This is a genomic window from Spiroplasma tabanidicola (genome assembly GCF_009730595.1).
Lineage (GTDB): Bacteria > Bacillota_I > Bacilli_A > Mycoplasmatales > Mycoplasmataceae > Spiroplasma_A > Spiroplasma_A tabanidicola.
On the sequence record NZ_CP046276.1, the window covers coordinates 269,935 to 289,750 of the forward strand.

12 protein-coding genes and 1 pseudogene are annotated in these 19,816 nt (G+C 24.0%); 11 read left to right on the plus strand and 2 right to left on the minus strand.

The features are described from left to right. Positions 1 to 7 precede the first annotated feature (7 nt). Positions 8 to 1,370: pseudogene (locus STABA_RS06070) on the minus strand (ISNCY family transposase). A 158-nt stretch (positions 1,371 to 1,528) separates the two neighbouring features. Here STABA_RS06070 and STABA_RS01280 point away from each other — a divergent pair. From STABA_RS01280 to STABA_RS01320, 9 genes are all read left to right on the plus strand, one after another. Beyond that, positions 1,529 to 2,209 carry a hypothetical protein gene (locus tag STABA_RS01280; RefSeq protein WP_156005732.1) on the plus strand — a complete coding sequence of 227 codons (681 nt, stop codon included), beginning with the start codon at positions 1,529 to 1,531 and terminating at the stop codon, positions 2,207 to 2,209. 32 nt (positions 2,210 to 2,241) lie between these two features. After that, the gene (locus tag STABA_RS05830; protein ID WP_170264671.1) at positions 2,242 to 4,086 is read left to right on the plus strand and encodes an ATP-binding cassette domain-containing protein; all 1,845 of its coding nucleotides are present in this window, start codon (positions 2,242 to 2,244) and stop codon (positions 4,084 to 4,086) included. A 136-nt stretch (positions 4,087 to 4,222) separates the two neighbouring features. Continuing rightward, the gene (locus STABA_RS01290; RefSeq protein ID WP_156005734.1) at positions 4,223 to 8,071 is read left to right on the plus strand and encodes an AAA domain-containing protein; all 3,849 of its coding nucleotides are present in this window, start codon (positions 4,223 to 4,225) and stop codon (positions 8,069 to 8,071) included. Between the two features lie 10 nt (positions 8,072 to 8,081). After that, positions 8,082 to 10,352 carry a hypothetical protein gene (locus STABA_RS01295; RefSeq protein ID WP_156005736.1) on the plus strand — a complete coding sequence of 757 codons (2,271 nt, stop codon included), beginning with the start codon at positions 8,082 to 8,084 and terminating at the stop codon, positions 10,350 to 10,352. Between the two features lies 1 nt (position 10,353). Continuing rightward, positions 10,354 to 11,445 carry a transcriptional regulator gene (locus STABA_RS01300; protein WP_156005738.1) on the plus strand — a complete coding sequence of 364 codons (1,092 nt, stop codon included), beginning with the start codon at positions 10,354 to 10,356 and terminating at the stop codon, positions 11,443 to 11,445. An 8-nt stretch (positions 11,446 to 11,453) separates the two neighbouring features. After that, positions 11,454 to 13,250, plus strand: coding sequence for an AAA family ATPase (locus STABA_RS01305; RefSeq protein WP_156005740.1), 1,797 nt, complete (start codon positions 11,454 to 11,456; stop codon positions 13,248 to 13,250). Beyond that, positions 13,250 to 13,846 carry a 4Fe-4S single cluster domain-containing protein gene (locus STABA_RS01310; protein ID WP_156005742.1) on the plus strand — a complete coding sequence of 199 codons (597 nt, stop codon included), beginning with the start codon at positions 13,250 to 13,252 and terminating at the stop codon, positions 13,844 to 13,846. The genes STABA_RS01305 and STABA_RS01310 overlap by 1 nt, the downstream gene beginning before the upstream one ends. 55 nt (positions 13,847 to 13,901) lie before the next feature. Continuing rightward, positions 13,902 to 14,546 (plus strand): nitroreductase family protein, encoded by a 645-nt coding sequence (locus STABA_RS01315; protein ID WP_156005744.1) that lies wholly within the window; start codon positions 13,902 to 13,904, stop codon positions 14,544 to 14,546. A gap of 10 nt (positions 14,547 to 14,556) precedes the next feature. Continuing rightward, positions 14,557 to 15,204 (plus strand): nitroreductase family protein, encoded by a 648-nt coding sequence (locus tag STABA_RS01320; protein ID WP_170264672.1) that lies wholly within the window; start codon positions 14,557 to 14,559, stop codon positions 15,202 to 15,204. A 579-nt stretch (positions 15,205 to 15,783) separates the two neighbouring features. Here the strand turns inward: STABA_RS01320 and STABA_RS01325 are convergent. Next, positions 15,784 to 16,629, minus strand: a complete 846-nt coding sequence (locus STABA_RS01325; RefSeq protein ID WP_156005748.1) for a bifunctional 5,10-methylenetetrahydrofolate dehydrogenase/5,10-methenyltetrahydrofolate cyclohydrolase — start codon at positions 16,627 to 16,629, stop codon at positions 15,784 to 15,786. 66 nt (positions 16,630 to 16,695) lie between these two features. Here STABA_RS01325 and STABA_RS01330 point away from each other — a divergent pair, with 66 nt between their 5' ends. Together STABA_RS01330 and STABA_RS01335 are read left to right on the plus strand one after the other, a co-directional pair. Then, positions 16,696 to 18,261, plus strand: a complete 1,566-nt coding sequence (locus tag STABA_RS01330) for a formate--tetrahydrofolate ligase (protein WP_156005750.1) — start codon at positions 16,696 to 16,698, stop codon at positions 18,259 to 18,261. Positions 18,262 to 18,289: 28 nt separating this feature from the next. Then, positions 18,290 to 19,801 (plus strand): APC family permease, encoded by a 1,512-nt coding sequence (locus STABA_RS01335; protein ID WP_156005752.1) that lies wholly within the window; start codon positions 18,290 to 18,292, stop codon positions 19,799 to 19,801. Positions 19,802 to 19,816 lie beyond the last annotated feature (15 nt).

Here is a 19,816-nt window from a genome sequence, read left to right on the forward strand (position 1 = left end):
TCAATAACTAATCAATTTTTCCCAAAACTTTATTTTTAGAGTTTTTGTAAAATATTCAATTAGTATATTTTCATGGACTATTCGTTTTAATTTGCTTATGCGTTTTTTGTATATCAGAAACACTTTTATCTTCATAAGTTTCTTTATAAGTGGAGTTTTGTAGAACTTCTATTAAAGGCATTCATTCACTAAATGAGTTTGAATATAATTGCCCATCAAAAGTTTCTACTACTAATATTTTAGTTTTATTTTTATAAAAGACTGGCTCGCCATTCGAGTGTGGTAAATAAAATTTATGTTGGTATTTTATTGTATATACTTTATTAATAGTTCGTTCAAATCTTCTTTATAAATAAAAGTCTATGTTTTTATGTTCTTTAAAAATAGCAAAAGAGTTAATGATATTATTGAACTGAACTAAAAATTGTGAATTATATATTTTAATATATTATTTATACCAGATATATTATTTTTTGAGCTCCTTTGGTAGGCGATCTTGAAGTGTATTTTACAATCTTTCAATACGGCCTTTTGTTTGATGAACACTCGAAGTTGTTAGCTTAATTTCTAAGTTATGACATAAGAATACGTATTGTGTTAAAGAATCAGAGTGTAGATCTGACTCTTTTTCTTTTTGACTGCAAAAAAACAGTCCTTTTGTCAGTAAGTATTTCTTTAGGAGTCCCATATAACAATAAAACTTTTTTTGTTATATTTTAGTATCTCATAAGAGTTTCTTCTTTATCAAAATATAAAGCTAAAAAATTACCTGTTGTATCACCTATAAAACCATGTAAATACCATTTCTCATTATCAACTCAGTAGAGGATCGACCCATCAGTTTGCAAGCGCTCACTAAACTCTGTTTTTGATTTTGCATAGGATGAATATTTTCTATTGAAAGCAAAGTATTTAAATACTCTCGTTTCTCAAGATTTTAAATATTGTCATTTTTTAATGAGTTAGTAATTTTTGTTTAATCATTTTTTTAGTTACTTTATGAATTCTTTGTTAATATAAATTATTCTCTTTTTATAAGTTAATTAAGTAAGTATATGAAACACTTATTTGATGGTTTGATCAAAGCTTTTCTAGAAAGTGTTTATAATTATGTTCTCATATTTATTAATGTATAAGTCAATTATTCTATCACTTATTTGATGTTTTATTTTTTTATTTGACATTCTTCCTGTATTTTTGTGAATAAATGCTGTGTAACCATACTTTTTATATTTTTTAATTAATAAGTTAACATTTCTTATTGTTTGACAGATTTTTATTGCTGCAGCTTTTTTAGATAGTTTTTCATCAATTACAGCTTTAATTATTTCTATTTTATTTTTTTCATTCCTTTTTAAATATCTCCTCATAATTAAACCCCCAGTTAAATTATATATTTGGGAAATTTTTATTTGTTATATATAGGGAAAATATCATATGTTATTGACAGAAATATATTTTCAATAAAAATTTTTTTATTTACAATTATAAATAAATCTATATAATTAACTAATATTGAGGTGATTTTGTGAATACAAAGTTGATGAATAAAAAAAATTTCACTAAAGCTATAAAAAAAATTATTTTAATCGCTACTCTAATTTTGATTTCATTCGCAAGTGATCAAATCATCGTCGCAATTTGTAACATAATACATGGATTTGTTGCAAATTCATATACGTTTATTTTATTAGCTAGATTTTTAATGTTTTTATTATGTTATATTTTAATAAAGAAAATAGTTAACTATTTTATTTTTAAAAAAACAAAAGTAAAAATAACCAAGTTTGAATATATTATCATTGCAATAATTACAATTATTGATTTTATCGTTTCTTTCAAAACTTTAAGGATGAGTTTTTATGATAAAGGATATTTATATTTTTGAAAATTATTAAAATGAAATTCAACTTTAATGTTTTTCTTATTTATCGGTTTAATATTTAGTTTATTAGCATTTGATTTATCAGTTTTTGTTATATCAGTTTTTGAAGCAACAAAAAAAGTTTTTAATGCAATAATATTATTTTTTAAGTGAGTAAGTTATCTTTTGAAAAAAACAAAAGAATTACTATTTTTGTTTTTCAAAAATTTAATATTTAAAACTCGTGAAAAAATTAACTTTCAAATTTCTAATTTCAATAAAACAAAAGAAGTCAAATTTATAACATCTAATTATGGTGATTATTTAGCTAATTATCTTATTTAATCATTAAAACAAATAAGAGAGGAAGACTAAAAATGGAAAAAAGTTTACAAAAAAATGAAAAAGAAAAAGTGATTAATTCACATCAAATATTAAATTTAAATAACAATCAAAGCGGGATTCAAGTCAACAAACTAGAAAAAAAATTTAAATCAGGATATGGAATTGAAGATATTAATTTCATAGTTAAACCTGGAAAAGTTTTTGGTTATTTAGGACCAAATGGTGCTGGTAAGTCAACAACAATTAGATCTTTAATGGGATTTATAAAACCCGATAAAGGAAGTTCTTTAATAGAAACAAAAGGTGTTGAAGAGCTTACAACTTATGATTCATGAAAAGATAAAGATGATACACAAAAATTAATAGGTTATGTTCCGGGGGAAATTGCTTTTCCAGAAAATATGAACGGAGTAAATTTATTAAAAATGATTTTTAAATTAAGAAATATGACAGATTGAGAACAAGTTAAAAAATATATTTATTATTGAGAATTTGATCCCAATATGAAAATAAAAAAAATGTCAAAAGGTATGAAACAAAAACTAGCTCTTGTAATCGCTTGAATGCACAACCCTGACATTATAATATTAGATGAACCAACAACCGGATTAGATCCATTGATGCAAGAAAAATTCGTATCTTTAGTTAAAAAATCTAAAGCTGAAGGAAAAGCTATTATTATGTCATCCCATATATTTTCAGAAATTGAAAAAACTTGTGATACAGTTGCTATTATTAAAAAAGGAAAAATAGTCTCATTAATTGATGTTAAAGATATTCATTATAACGATGAAAAAACTTATGAAGTTAAATTTCAAAATAAAGTAGATAATATTTTAAAAGAATCAAAATTATGAAAAGTTGATTTAATTGATGAAAAAACTGCAATGGTAGTTGTAGAAAATAAAAATATAAATCAATTTTTAGAAGTAGTTACGAGTTTAAAAGCAGAGTTTTTAAAAGAACATCCATTAGATTTAGAACAATACTTTATGAAGTATTATGAAAATGAAATTTCAACTGTTGTAAAAGATAACATAGAAAAATTTGATAATAATATTAAACCAACAGCAAAACATAAAGCTAAATTAGAGTTTATAAAAAGAAGTTATAGAAAAATGTCAACTTTATGATTATTCTTAACTATCTTGCCAATAGCGATGTTGTCAATTTTATTTATAACAATGTATACAAAAGGTACTTTTGATTTAGATCCTGCTTTGAATGGTAAAAGTCTAGTTGAAACACAGATGAAAATTAAGGCCACATTAAATCAAGTTATGAACATGATGTTCTTTGGAAATCTTGGTTTCTTATTACCGGTTGTCTTTATAATTGTTACTTCTGGTTCAATAGTTTCTGGAGAAGTAGAAAAAGGAACAATGGTTAATATGTTAACTACAAGTTTAACTAGAAAAAGTGTAATAATAACAAAATTAACTTCATTTATAAGTTTAATTGGATTAGGAACTTTGTTACAATATATAGTTTCAATTATATTTATTCAAGCATTTAAAATTCAAGAATATATTGATTTATCAACATTTGCAGTTAAATTCTTAGGTTTATTTTTGTTATTATTTTTAATAGGTTCAATAGGATTTATGTCAAGTTGCTACTTTAATAGATCAGTTTATGCACTTTCGTTAGTTGGAGTTATAGTTATAGTTTCATGAGTATTAACAATTGCTGCAAAAGCTGATGAATCTTTAAAACCATTGAAATACATTTCAATTAATACATTATTTGATTATGAAGGAGCAAAAGCAAGCGATTTATCAACTTTTTTAGGACAATATCTATTTATGGCATTGGCTGGAACTGGATTATTTGTAGGATCTTATTTTGTATTTACTAAAAAAGATCTACCTTTATAATAACAAACATTCAAATTTTCAAGTAAGCATATTCTATCAAGAATAGAATATGTTTTTTTATTATAAACACTATATTTTGCTTATCTTAATAAAAGGTTATAAGTGATATAATATTAATTAATGGTGGTGGTTTTATATGGGCAAAATTATCGAAAATGATGGGTCTAAAGAACTTTTTTTAGATTTTTCTTATATTCAAAATGTTATGTTCAAAGAAAACATTGCAGAGCTTGATAATATAATTTCAAAATTAGAAATTGAAAATATAAATTCTTATCAAGAATTACAACAGTTTTTGAGAAACTCAATGATTAAGCAAGCTTTTATTTGTTTGATTGATGACAAAACTAGACAATTAAATAAAAAAAGTAAAGATAATTACGTTTATGATGCAATAATTAGAATCGAATTAAATACTACAAGTCAATCAAAGTTACCCAAAGATACTTATCTTGGTTTTTTTGTTAATATTAATCCTAAAACTCCGTATTTAACAATTTCATCGATCTTTGAAACAAGATTGAAACCAATTGCTCAAGAATTCGAGTCAATTATTCAAGAATCAAGAATTCAATTAATTAGATATCAAGGTCAAATAACTCCTGAAGAAGTTTTAAGAAGAAATGTTTTAAATTCTTCTAATATCGCAAGTATCGGAAAATTAGTTTCAAAATTTGAAGAAGAAAAAAATAAATGATTGAATTATTTAGATTTTTCTTATGATTTATTGGAAGTGCAAAGAAAAAATTCTTTACCTTATTTAAATGCTATTGCTAAAAAAGTTATAAAGATAGATAAAAGAGATTATAAGGATAACTTAAAGTTTTTAAAGTTTTATAATTTAAAAAGTAACACGTATTTATTTTTAGAAGAAAATCAAAAAGAAGTTTTAGAATCATATAATATAGATTATTTAGTTACAAATTTAATAATTTTAGATGTATTGTGCGATAATACTGAAAAATTAGAAAAAATAATTAAAACAAATGAATTAGCAATTGTCCCTTTAAAAGTAAGTAAAACTTTACCAGCAATGTATAATATACAAAAAAATATAAAAGATATTTTTGATTTCAGTTTTGAAAAATTACAAGATAATTTTATTGTTATTAATTTAACGATTTTTATAGAAGAAAATAGTAATATTGAAAGTTTGATGCATTATTGAGAAAAAAATAACGAAACAATATTTGGAGGTAGTCTTGAACTTGAAGAAACTAAAAAGTATTTTTATGAAGAACTAAATGAATGAAAAGTTCATCAGCTAGTTTATGAAAGTGAAAACAATTTTGATTACAGTTTATTTAAAAATAAAAATAATATTGATTCATTAGCATGTGGTTATCTAGCTTATATCGGAATTGGTGAAGATGTACTAATTGAAAGAGGGAGACAAGTTTTAAAAAGAATAAGCGAAGGAAATACAAAAAATCCATATCTTATAAATTATTTATTTAACACAAAGCTAATTGATTTATCAGAAACAAACAATTCTTTTACTTTAGATGATAAAGATTTTTATTATACTTTAAATAGAGAACAAAAAGAAGCTGTTAAAAAAGCTTTAAATTCTAAAGATGTTTTTTTATTACAAGGACCTCCTGGAACAGGAAAGACGCAAGTAATCTGTGAAATAATATTTCAATTAACAAAAATAAATAGAAAAGTCTTAGTTTCAAGTCAAAACCATGAAGCAATAAAAAATGTTGTTGACAGATTACCTTATGAACCAAATATCAACAGAATTAGATTAACTAATCAGATAAATTTAAAAACTAAATCAGTCAACAATTTTTCTCCTGAAAGAAGTGTTTATAATTATTACAAGTCAATTGCAAAATCTATGTTTGATGATATGATGGTTGAACAAGAAGCCATAAATGAAGTAAAAGAAATAGAAAACAAGTTAGAAAAGCTTTTAATCAACAGTAAAGGTTATCATCAAAAAAATACACAAGCAAAAAAAATTCAAAGCGAAATTGAAGAAATAAATCAAGAAATTAATAAACTAAAAACTGAATATCTAGAAAAAATTCATTTTAGAAATTCTTTAAAAGAAGAGTTGTTAAATGTAGAAAATTTAATTGAAGTATTAAGTAATTTTGATTTTAATATATCAATAAATATATCTAATTTAATTTACCAACTTTATAATCAAGAAATCAAATTTTTATTTGAAGAGTATATTTTAAATAATCTAAATGAAAATATATATGAAGAAAATGTTTTTTATAAAATAAGAAAAGTCTGTGAACTTGTTTTATTTAAAGATGAAATATTTATTTCTATAAAAAATTTAAAAAAAAGAATAGTTGATCTTAAAAGAGATGCTGAGTTTGAATTAGCAGAAAAAGAAGAAGGAAGTCTTAATGCTTTAGAAAAACTATTATTAAAAAACGAAGGTATAAGAAGTTTAATAAGTATACTTTCTCAATTTAGAAATAAATTAGAAGATCTTAAAATAGATATTAATTATAAGTTAGAAAAAATAAAAAGTGATGAAAACTTAGAAAACAAAATTGATAACTTAGAAATTAAAAAAAATGAGTTGTATGTTACTAGACAGAATTTATCTGAACTTGCAGGGGAAAATGCAGCAGAAGTTAGAGAACTAATAAAATTTGCTAATAAAAAATTTAATTTAAGTTTAGGAATTACTGATGTAGATTTAGAAGAACAAGTTAAAAATCAATTAGAGATATATGGAAAAAGCTTACAAAAAAGAAAAGAAAAAACAGACACATTAAAAAGCTTTTATGAGTTAGTATCTTCTTATGCTAGTGACAACTATAATATAACTAATGAATGGGAAAAGGAAATTGCAACAGAAAATTTCACTCCACAAATGATTCAAGAGTCTAGAAGATACACAAGCTCAGTTTTAAATAATTTAGTAAATGTATATGCAATGACACTAACTTCAACTAATATGTTTAGATTTAATAAAGATGAAAGTGCAAAAAAATTAGGTTTAGAAGAAATAAATTTAAAAACTATGGATGTTGATGTCGTAATTATTGATGAAGCTTCTAAAGCAACTTTGTTAGAAATATTAATGCCCTTAATATATGGAAAGTCCTTAATTTTAGTAGGAGATTACAGACAACTTCCACCAATTTTAAAGTTAAAACCTTCTGATGTTGATTTAGTAAATGAAATAACTAAGAAAAATTATAACTATCAAGAGCTTTATGAATTGCTAGATCAATCAGCATTTAAAAGTTTAATTTCTGCAAAAAATAAAAGTATTACTACAATGTTAAAAACTCAGTATAGAAGTCATAGACAAATAATGGAAGTAGTAAATAAGTTTTATGACAATGAATTAAGAGTTGAACCTCAAGTAAGCGAACAAAAAATGCATGACCTATCAGTTTTATCAAAATATGATAATGAAATTATTAATTCAAAAAACTCAGTTTATTGAATTGATTCAACATACAACTTAAGTGAAGAAGTTAGTTTTGAAGAAGGAGAAGAATATTCAACTAGTTTATATAATAGTTTAGAAATAGATTTAACTTGTGAACTTGTAAAAAATATTGATAAAAGTTTAGAACAAAAAAAATTAAAAATAAAACCTTCATTAGCAATAATAAGTTTTTATGCTTTACATGTAACTAAATTAAAAAAAGTTTTAAATAAAATAAAAATAAAAAATATTAATTTAATAATAAATACAGTAGATGATTTTCAAGGAAAAGAAGCTGATTATGTTATTGTAAATATGGTTAGAAATCCAAAAAGACTTTCTTCAAAAAGTGGTAGAGAGTTCTTAAAAAAATATGAACGTATAAATGTTGCTTTTAGTAGAGCAAGAGAATTATTAATAATAGTTGGAGCACAAAGAGCAGTTAATGATATTACAGTTCAAATTCCAACTGTAAATGACCCAAGTATTTCAAATACTTATGATGTTTATTCCGATATAATTTCAAAGATTCATTATGATGGTGGAACATTAACAACAAAAGATATTTTATAGGAGGTGTAATATGATAATAGATAAAGTTGAAATTTTATATGATAAGCAATTGTTGCCATTAAAAATTTTATACTCTGAAATTAGAAAACCTACTTTCATAGAATTTTTAGTTTTGTCAATTATTATTGAACATCCTAAAAAAAATTTAAGTTTAAAAGAAATTTTAAATGAAGATTTTAAAATTACAAATACAGATTTTTTTGAAAGAGCTTTAAAAGATTTAGTAGCATATAAAATTGTAGATCTTAATAAAACAAAATCTGGTTGAAGTACATTGGGAATTGATATTGAAGTTGAAAAACTACAAGTTGATTCAAGTATAAAAAAACAATTCTTACAAAAAGATTATACAATTTCTCAAAATAATAAAAGTTATGATATTAAATATGTTTATGATCCAATAAGAAAAACTTATGAAGTTATAAATGACATAGATTGAGATAAACGAGTTAAAGATGTAAAGTTTTCTTATAACTTAAAAATAAGTTATCAGGATAAAGATTTTTTAAACAAAAAATTTATTACAAATAATATAAATAATTTTATAAAAAATAATAAAGATATTTTTGGAGAAAATTTTATTTTTAACGATTTAAAAATAAATAACGACCTTGGAATAGAAGATATAGATAATGTTAAAAGTTTAGTAAACAATGTAGTATGTGCGAATGAAATAAGTATTGAAATAACAAAAAAAAACAATTTTAAAATTATTTCAAAAGAAAATTTTTTTGAAAATTTTTTAAAAGAAAACTCAAATGTTGAAAGTGAAATTATTTTAAATGTTTTACAACAATATAATAAAAAAATTCTTGATGTATTCAATCCTAAAAAAGCAATTGAAGATACAAATAACTTTTTATTAGAACCAGATTTAATTTCAAATATTAATATTAAAACAAGTCAAAATCTTTTACTTGTTAATAATCATGATGTTAAAAGTTTTGATAAATTATTAATAAATAAGCATTTATTATCCACTGCAAAAATAATTATTTTTTATAATTCAAGAGCAAATGACAAAACTATAGAAACAAAAAATGGAAGAATAATAGCTTATGTTGATAGTAGTAAAAGTAAGTTATTAGATGAAAATACTTTAATTTATATTGATTCAGAAAGTCAGATTGAAGGATATGCAATAGCAAACAAAAGTATAAATGAAGTTAAAATAAATTTACCAGTGTTTTATAAACATAAAAATAAAACCAAAATTGACTTAAATGATATTTTTGAAGACAATTTAGAAAGATTACTAGATAATTATAGAGATAATCTATTTGGAAACGATTTAAAAAAATCTACAATAACATTTTTGTTGTTAAAAAGAATTGGAAGAGAAGACAAATTATTTGAAATATTGTATGAATTCTTAAAAAAAGATATTGATTATGGAAAAAACTTTAAAAATCTAACTAATGTTTTTTTGGAAGAAAATAACAAAGATGCAATATTATTTTTAGAAAAAGTCTTAAAAGAAGTTTTTATTAATGTTTCTAAAAAAAGAACAGCAAAAGATATAATCAACTTAATAGAAAAATACAATTGATTAAACACTTCAGAATTTTTAGAAATGATAAATAATATTAATTTAGAAAATGATATGGAAAATTTATTTAAAGTTAATGCAATATTAGATTCTAGAAAAATTGATGGTTGAAAAGGGAATATAAGAAATTGTTTAGTCGAATTATTTAAATATTCTAAAAACAGACTTGTTCCTGATTTACTGGATATAAATAAATATAACTCATTAACTTGAGAACAACATGCATCTACAATAAATAGCATTGGAAGCATTACAAAAAGTTTATACACTAATGATTACGAAAAAGTGCAATCCAATTACTCCAGTATGTTAAATAAATTAGTTGATATAATTAAAAGTAATAATAATATATATGATTATAAAAACTATTTATTAAGTATTGGAGATTGTATTATTGATTTTTATAAAGAGTATTATAATTATAAAATAAACGAAATACAAAATTTAGACCAACAAGACATTAACTATAAAGCTAAAATTTTAGCTGCAAACTTTATAAGTAATTTAGAAGAAAAAATTGATTCACTTATTTCTGAAGAAGCAGAAAGTTTACCAGTTGAAATAAAACTAGAGTGAGCAAAATTTATTGAAAATAAAACTCATGAAGTTGATAAAATTTTAAAAGATGATGTCACAATTTTATATAGTGCATTAAATTTATTATTCGCAAAAACTGAGGTACAATCAGAAAAAAGTTTAGAACATTATCAAAATAGATTTAGAGGTATTTAATATGAGTATGACAGCAGAAGAAGTATTGTTTAACTGTAAAAAACAGTTTGACTTCATTAAAACAGATATTGATACATTACTAAGATACGTAAAAGAATTACTTGAACAATGCAGAGATATTGATAATTCTTCATTCTTTGTAGAACAGTTTAAAGAAATTGAAAAAGTAATTAAAAATGAAATTGAAGATTTAAAAATATCAGAAGAGTATGTCAAAGAAGTCGAAACAGAAACTCACATTGCTATAGAAAGATATCATGAAATTCAAAGGTTTGCAGAACAAAAAAGAGATAAAATAGCAGAAATAAAAGCTAGGGTACTAGGTTTGAGAAAAGATGTTGTTAAAAAAGAACAAGAAACTATTGCTAAAAATTTATATAGTTCTGTATATGAAAGTTTTGAGCAATTAAAAAATATATTGATTAATAGTCAAAAAAATATTGATGATAAAACAATCATGCTTAATTATTTAAACGATAACGAAGCTGTTTTAAAAAACTTTTCTAAGGAAAATATTATAAATAAAGCAAACTCATATATATCAGCGCAAAAAGAATCAATAAAATATTTATCAAAACAAGTAGTAAACGATATAGAAAGAAATTATTCATATGATAACGATTTGATAGAAGCAATCGAAAAAGAAAAAATTGAATATTTAAATAATTTAAATGAAGATAATTTTATTAAAAATTCAAAGATTTTTTTTTCAAAAGTATCTAAAAATATAGAAAATGAATCTATTCGAAAAGATAATGTTATAAAAATTATAAATGCGATTCAAGCAACAGGATATTTAGTAGATGAAAATGATATTAAAAAAATTAAGGAAAAAAATCTAGTTTTAATTCATGCAGTAAAAGAAACTGGAGAGTCAGCTGATTTTGCTGTTAGATTAGATGGGAGTTTTCTTTATAACTATGAAGGTTTTGAGGGTCATGAACATGATGCTGATGCTGATGCATTTTTAAAAAAAATGAGAGAGCAAGGTATCACTTCATGAGAAGCGTTTAATAAGCAGTATCGTGAACCAAAATACGTTTCAAAAAATAGTGCAATAATAAATTCTAAAAAGAAAAGTTCAGGTAAATAGGAGTAATTATGAGTGTAAAAAGAGAAATGCAACAATTAAAAAATTTAGTTGGGATTAAAAAAGCAATAATTCTAGAAGGAAATATTGATGATATATATCAACTTGAAGGTAAATATGTTAATATACATAATTTTTTAGCTAACATCTTTTTAGAAAAAAAATATGTAGATAGTTACTTTTATGATCGAAACTCAGGGATAAAAGGAAAAAAAATACAAAATTTAATCATTGAAAACTTAGAACAAGAGGATAATAACAGTATGAATGATATGTTTAATACTGCAAATGAAAATGATAATAAGAAAAATGAAGGACAACTTAATCTAAAAAAAATAATCGATTTTTATAAAATACTAAACTCTAATTTAAATCGTACTGATGAAAGAAAAGTTGGTTTTATTGCAGATTACACAGATTATGTTTTTAGTGATCAAAGTTTAGATGCAGACGATAGAGCTATTTTGACAGAGTTTTCAAAATCTTTAAAAGAAAGTGATTTTGTTATTTCCAAAGTAGATGAACTTTTAAATTGTGTGATTTTTTTGACTAAAAAAATTAATCAGTTACCTCCTAGTTTATATTTAGATAACCCTGAAATAAAAATTTTATCTCTACCCAAACCAAATAGAGATGAAAGAAAAGAATTTTTATTAACAGTCAAATCAATGATCCAAGTATCAGATATCGCAACAGAATTTGAAAATATTGTAGATGCTACTGAGGGTTGAACTTTAAAAGAGTTATCGCATTTTGTAAAATTTTGTTGTAACTTTAATATTCCAACAACTTTTAATAAAATATTTAACATTTATTTATACGGAGAAAAAACTTCACCATGAGAAGATTTAGATTATGAAAAAATGGTAAACATAAAAAATGAGTTAAAAAGTAGAGTTATTGGTCAAGATGATGCAATTGAAAAAGTTTCTAAGGTTATTTATAAAGCATTTACAGGATTAACTGGAATAACATACTCTTCAAAAAGATCAAAACCTAAAGGAACTTTATTTTTTGTAGGACCAACTGGTACAGGTAAAACTGAACTAGCAAAAGCAATAACACAATTTTTATTTAATGATGAAGCAAATTTAATTAGATTTGATATGTCTGAATACGGACAAGAAAATGCAGATCAAAAATTAATTGGTGCGCCTCCTGGTTATGTAGGATTTGAAGGCGGTGGACAACTAACAAATGCTGTAAAAGAAAAACCATTTTCAGTAATCTTGTTTGATGAAATTGAAAAAGCTAGTCCTAAAATTTTTGATAAATTTTTACAAGTTTTAGAAGATGGTAGACTTTCTGATAATACTGGACAAACAGTTAGTTTTAGTGAAAGTTTTATAATATTTACTTCAAACATTGGAGCAGCAGAAGTGGAACCAAATGAAGATAAAGAAAAAGTATATAAAAGTTTTATAGAAAAAGTTCAACATCATTTTACTCATGAATTAAATAGACCTGAACTTTTAGGAAGGTTTGGAAATAATATTGTTCCGTTTAACTTTATAAGAAATAATGAATTAAAAGCAAAAATAGTTAGTCAAAAGTTAAAACCATTAAAAATTGCAATTTATGAAAAATATAAAGCTGAACTGCATATTGATATTACAAATCAAGAAATATTAAATATTATTTTAAAAGATGCAGATGAAAAAAGAGGAGGAAGAGATGTTCTTAACTCGTTAGAAACTAATCTAGTTGATCCCCTTTCAGAATTTCTTTTTGAAAATCTTAAAAATATTAAACCAGGTACTAAAATATATGTAGATGCAGCTAATAATAAAGTTGCTTTCAAAATATAATGTCTAATATAAACTTTGCAAAAATTTTACTTAATAGCGAGATTGAAGGACCTGGTACTAGATTTGTAATTTGATTTCAAGGTTGCAACATTGGCTGTAAAGGTTGCTCAAATAAAGAACTTTTAAAATTAGAAAAAAAATTTTTTATTAAGACAAGCTTATTGTTTGAAAAAATTTTAGAAGCTAAAGATAAGTTTAATATTGAAGGGATAACTCTATTGGGTGGAGAACCTTTTTTGCAACCAGAAGCATTAAAAGAAATCGTTAATTTTTGTTATAAAAACAAACTTACTATTATTTGCTTTACAGGATATATTTATGAAAAACTTCTTCCTGAATTTAAAGATATTTTAAATAAAATAGATATCCTTATTGATGGACCATTTATAATGAGTCAATTAGATATAAAAAGAAGATTAATTGGTAGTAAAAATCAAAGAGTTTTAAAATTAACAGATACTTATAAAAATTGTGATTATTTTGAAAAACCTCACTCAGAAGTAGAAATTCAAATTTATAACGACCGATTTTCCATGAATGGTGATGGTGCAGTTTTTGATAATGAAAAAGGAGAATTTATTTTCAAATTAGAATAGGTTCTTCTTTTTTGTATTAAAATTAACTTGACAAGATAAAAGCGAGGAGAAAGTTATGTCAAAATGTTTAGAATTATTAAAAACAAGAAGATCTACAAAGCGCTGAAAAGATCAATTTAAATTAAGTGATGAACAAAAAATCACTATTTTAGATGCGATAAGATTTGCACCTTCTTCAAACGGAATGGAACCCTTTAGAGTTTTATATATAGAGGATATGGATATTAGAAAAGAACTAAATCAAGCATTTTTTGGTCAATCAGGTGTTTTAACTGCTTCTGCATTATTGATATGAATTACACCAAGTGAAAATTGAATTGAAAATAAAGTTGTGCCAGTTCAAGTAGCTAGGAACATACCAGAACAATTTGCCACTCTAAGAGAAGGGAAAATTAATGGATTAAGAGCAACTTGAAAAAATCATAATGTTAGTGCAAATCAATGAGCGGCAAGACAAGCTTATATTTCTTTGGGAACAATGATTGTTACAGCAGCAGAACAGGGAATTAATACTTGTCCACTAGAAGGTTTTATTCCAGGCGATGTTAAAGAAGTTCTAGTAAAAACTGGTTTAATGGATAAAGAAAATGAAGAAGTAAGTTTAGCTTGTTTTGTAGGAAAAGTTGATGAAAGTGCTGAAATGCATTATGCATTTAGTAAATCTAGAAAACCAGCTGAAGAAAGTTACAAAGTTGTTTAAGGAGAATAAAATGTCAAAAATTTATGATTTAATGAAAAATAGAAGATCTGCAAAAAGATACGATACAAGTTTTAAAATAAAGGAAGATCAACTTAAAGAATTACTTGAGGTTGTTAGATATTCACCTTCGTCATACGGAATGGAAGCCTATAAAGTTTATTGTATTGTAAATGAAAAAATAAAAGAAGAGTTATTTCACGCGTGACATAATCAACCTGCCACAAAAGAAGCTAGTGCATTATTTATATGAACAGTTTTTAAAGAAGATTATATGCGTAAAATTCATATGCCAAAACAAATTTCTGAAATAATTGATCCAACTAGCGATAAAGCAGAACCATATATTAGAAATGGTATTGAACATTTTTTAAAAAGTCAAAATGTAAGTATGCAACAATGATTAGAAAGGCAAGTGTATATTTCTTTGGGAGCAGTGGTAATAGCTGTTGAGGATATGAGTTTAGATTGTTGTCCAGTTGAAGGTTTTTCAAGATTAGAAACAGATAGAATTTTAGAAAAGTATATGATAATTAACTCAGAAATTGAAACATCTACTGTTTGTTTATTTTTAGGTAAAATTGATAAAAATAAGAAAAATCATTATAGTTATAAAAGATACAAAAAAAGCTCCGAAGAAGCATACGAAATTATTGAATAAAAAAGATACTTTCTTACTTAGAAAGTATCTTTTTTATTTCTTTTGATGTATTACCTCCAACTACTACGCTATTATCAAAATTTTTTGTAACAACCGATTCTTCTCCAACTATAACATTGTCTCCTAGTTTAATAACGCCAGGTAAAATTATAGAACCACCACCAATTCAAACTTTATTTCAAATTTTTATAGGTTTTTCAAACTTTATACCAAAGTTTTATCATATGGATTCAAAGTGTGAGTTGCAGTGTATATTTGTACATTTGGACCAAACATACAATTATTTTCCGAAAATAAAAGAGCAAACATCTAATATAGTTAAATTATAATTTAAATAAAAGTTTTTTTAAGATAAATATTGAAACCATAGTCAAAAAAACTCTAGGTTCTAAGCATAAAACTTTCTTTAGTTTTTTCCAAAAATATTTTCTATCAATTTTTTACGTATATTAACAGAAAAGCTGTTATTAAACTTTTTATATATTTTTTTGCTTTAAGTTTTTCTTTAATTAATTTTTTATCTTTTACCTTAAAAATTTACTTTAATTATTTTGGTTTTTTCTGAATTCTTATTAAAACCTACTTTAAGCAATTTTGTAAATATAAGTTATATACATTTTCAAGCAGACAAGCAATAGTCATTGGTCCAACTCCACCAGGAACTGGAGTGATTCATTTTACTATATCTTTTACACTTTCAAAATCTACATCTCCACAATACTTACCATTTACAAAATTTGCTCCAACATCAATTATTGTCATATTTTCATGAACAAACTCTTTTGTTACTAGATTAGCGCAACCAGCAGCTGAGATTAAAATATCTGATTCTTTAGCAAATTTTTTAACATCCTTTGTTTGTTTATGACAAATTGTAACAGTTGCTGATTTATTTAATAACATATTAGCCAGAGGCTTTCCTACAATATTACTTTTTCCAATAACAACAATATTTGCACCTGCTATTTTTATATTTTTTCATTCTAATAATTTAATTATTCCTAGGGGTGTTGCCGGATATATTATTGAGTTTCCTAAAACAACATCTCCAATTGTGCATGGACTAAATCCATCAGCATCTTTTTTTGGAGAAATACGACTATTTATAGTAAATACATCAATATGTTTTGGAAGCGGTAATTGAACAATTATCCCATCAACTGTCTCATCCTTGTTCAAAAAATCAATGTGTTTTAAAAGTTCTTCTTGAGAAGTTCTGCCATCCAATTTTAAATGATCATGTAGCATTCCAATATTTTCAATACTTTTAATTTTATGCTGAATATACTTATTGCTTGATGGATTATCTCCAACTTGTACAACTACAATTTTGGGTAATCTATTATTTTTAATATTCATTATTTTTACTTTTAAATTATCTAATAAAATTTTTGAAAGTTCTTTTCCATTAATTAAATTTTGCATACTTTTTATTCCTTCTATTTTTCATTATATAATTAAATTGTTAAAAAACAATGAAAAGGAATTAAAATGACAAAAATAATAAATGTATTAAATGGTTTAAATATTAAAAATGAAGATTATGAATTTTATGGTCCAGATATTGTTAAAATAGATTATTCTAAATATCAAAATATTAAAAATAAAGGTAAGTTAATCTTATTGACTTCAATTAACCCTAAACCTTCTGGAGAAGGAAAAACAACTACTGCAATTGGTTTGACAGATGGTTTAAATTTAATCGGGAAAAAAGCTATTTTAGCTTTAAGAGAACCAAGCTTAGGCCCTGTATTTGGCGCAAAAGGCACTGCAACTGGTGGAGGAGAAAGTGAAGTTTTTCCTGTTGATAAAATAAATTTACACTTTACAGGAGACATTCACGCTATAACTGCTGCAAATAATTTAATATCATCAGTAATTGACAACGAAATATATTGAGGTAATAAAAAAAATATCGATTTAAATAGAATTGTTTGACAAAGATGTTTGGATTTAAATGATAGAGCACTTAGAAAAGTAGAATTAGAAATTAAAAAAAACATAAAACGAAAAGAAAGTTTCAATATTACGGCTGCAAGTAATATGATGACAATATTATGTTTATCAAAAAACACATATGATTTGCAAGAAAGATTAGAGAATACAATTGTCGCTTACGATATTCACGGTAAAGAACTTTTAATAAAAGATTTTGAAGTAGTTGGGTCAGTTATGGTTTTAATACAAAATGTTATCAAACCTAATTTAGTTTTAACAAAATATAATTCACCAAGTTTGATTCATTTAGGTCCATTTGCAAATATTGCCATTGGAACTAATTCGATGATTTCAACAAATTTAGCTCTTAAATTAGGGGATTATGCTATTGTAGAATCAGGTTTTGGTAGTGATTTGGGATTTGAAAAATTCATGAACGTTATTAACTTTGATAATGATTTAATTCCTGACTGTGTGATTATGGTTGTGACCATTGCTTCTTTAAGAATGCACGATGATTTTACAAATAATTTTATTCACTTAGAACAACACTTAAAACATATTGAATTATATAATTTGAATTTAATAGTAGCTTTGAACGTAATGAAAGGCGATACTAAAGAAGAGTTTGATTTAATAACAAATTGGTTAAATAAAAATAACTATATTTGAGAACAAAACGAAGCATACGAAAAAGGCCCAGAAGGAGCAAAAAAACTTGCAAATAGAGTTGTTGAAGTAACCAAAAATAAAAAACAAGTTAAATGATTAATAAATAATAATGACACCATAGAGCAAAAAATTCAAAAAATTGCAAAAAACTTTTATTACTTAGATGAAGTAACATTTTCAGATAATTCAATAAAAAAAATTAAAGAATTAGCAAAATCTAAATACTCAAACTTACCAATTTGTATGGTAAAAGAACATAGTAAAATTGATGGAAATACACAAAATATTAAAAATTATAAATTAAACATAAGAAACATGGAATTAAATAGTGGAGGAAGATTTATTCTCGCTTACACTAACTCAGTATTTAGTATGCCAGGACTTGGCAAAGATGCTAATTACAAATATATTAATTTAATTAATAATAAAGTTAAAGGATTAAAATAAAAATAATCAAATAGCAAGAAAGGCTAACATGTTAAATATTAATAAAAAAAATAAAACAAAAAATAAAGCATTTGAGTTTTTGACAATTTTTTCAATGGCATTTGGAATAGTTGTAGGATCAGGAATATATATTAAAAATAGAAACGAAGAAGGTGGAGTTTTAGATGCTGCTAATAACAATCCTTATTTAGCTATAATTATATGAATATTTATTGGAGTAGTTTGTACAATGATGATAATTTCATACGTAGAAATATCGTCTGCAATTAAAAAAGATGAACATAATACAACATTATCTTGATCTGCAAAATTTATTTCAAGAAGATCGGCATCGGTCATTGCTATATTTTATATAAGCTTTTATATGCCTATACTTGCATCTTTAGGAGCAATTTTCACAGTTAGTGTATTTTTTGACTATGGTTTAAATAACTTTTTACAAGCAATGGGAAAAAATACGATTTCAGAAACTCTTACAACCGCTGAATATACTGCTTTAAAAGTAGTTTTATCATCAATAATTTTAATCGGTTTTCAAATTTTAAACATGTTTACTCAAAAGCCGGGTAGGTATATTCAAACAATATGTACATTTATTAAATTTATTCCTTTAATAGTTGTATTAATAGGAGGTTTTGTAGTATTTTTTACAAATAATGTAGTTGATGCAAGTGGAAACCCAGATAGTACAAACAGTTTTGAAAATTCAACAAATAAATGAGAGTTTTGATCATTTTTTGCAACTATCGTACCAATTGTTTTTGCTTTTGATGGTTTTATTCATGCTGTAACATTACAAAAAGATGTAGAAAACAAAAAAGTAGTGACACCAGCATTGTTCGTGGGAATAATATCTATCTCAGTATTTTATTTATTAATTACAATTGCTATTTTTATTGGTGGAAATGATGGAAATATTTTTAAACTTTTAAATACTATATTTATTAAAGTACCTATTTTAAGTTTTATATCTAAAATATTAATAGCATTTACAGTTGCAACACTATCAAATGGTTATACAACTTTAATACCAAAAACAATTGAATCTGCTTCACATGAAGGTTTTTTATACTTTGGAAAAAACGCTAAAAATATAAGTAAAAGAAAAGCTTCTATAATTAGTATAATAATAACTTTAATTATTTTTTATTCTACTATTATAATTTCTTTATTAATAACTCCTTTAAGAGATACTAATGAGATTAATTATGCATTCATTAGTGAAACAATTTCTACTTCAACTGTTATATTTGCTTTTATTGTTTATTACTCTTTAATTTTAGCTATGGTTATAAATAGGAAAACTAATAAAGTTAAAGTCAATAAAATAAAAGGTGGCTTAACAATTGGAATTATAAATATTGTTATCTTATCTCTATTTATGCCTTATGTTTATTTTGAGTATTTAATAAGACCTTTTATTACTCATAATAAAGATGCGATGATATGTGCTGCTGGATCTTTTGCAATTATTGCAATAATTGCAATCTATTATGGAGTCAATGAATTTTATTTAAAAAGACAAAAAAAACTTTCTTAAAAGATTTTAAGAAAG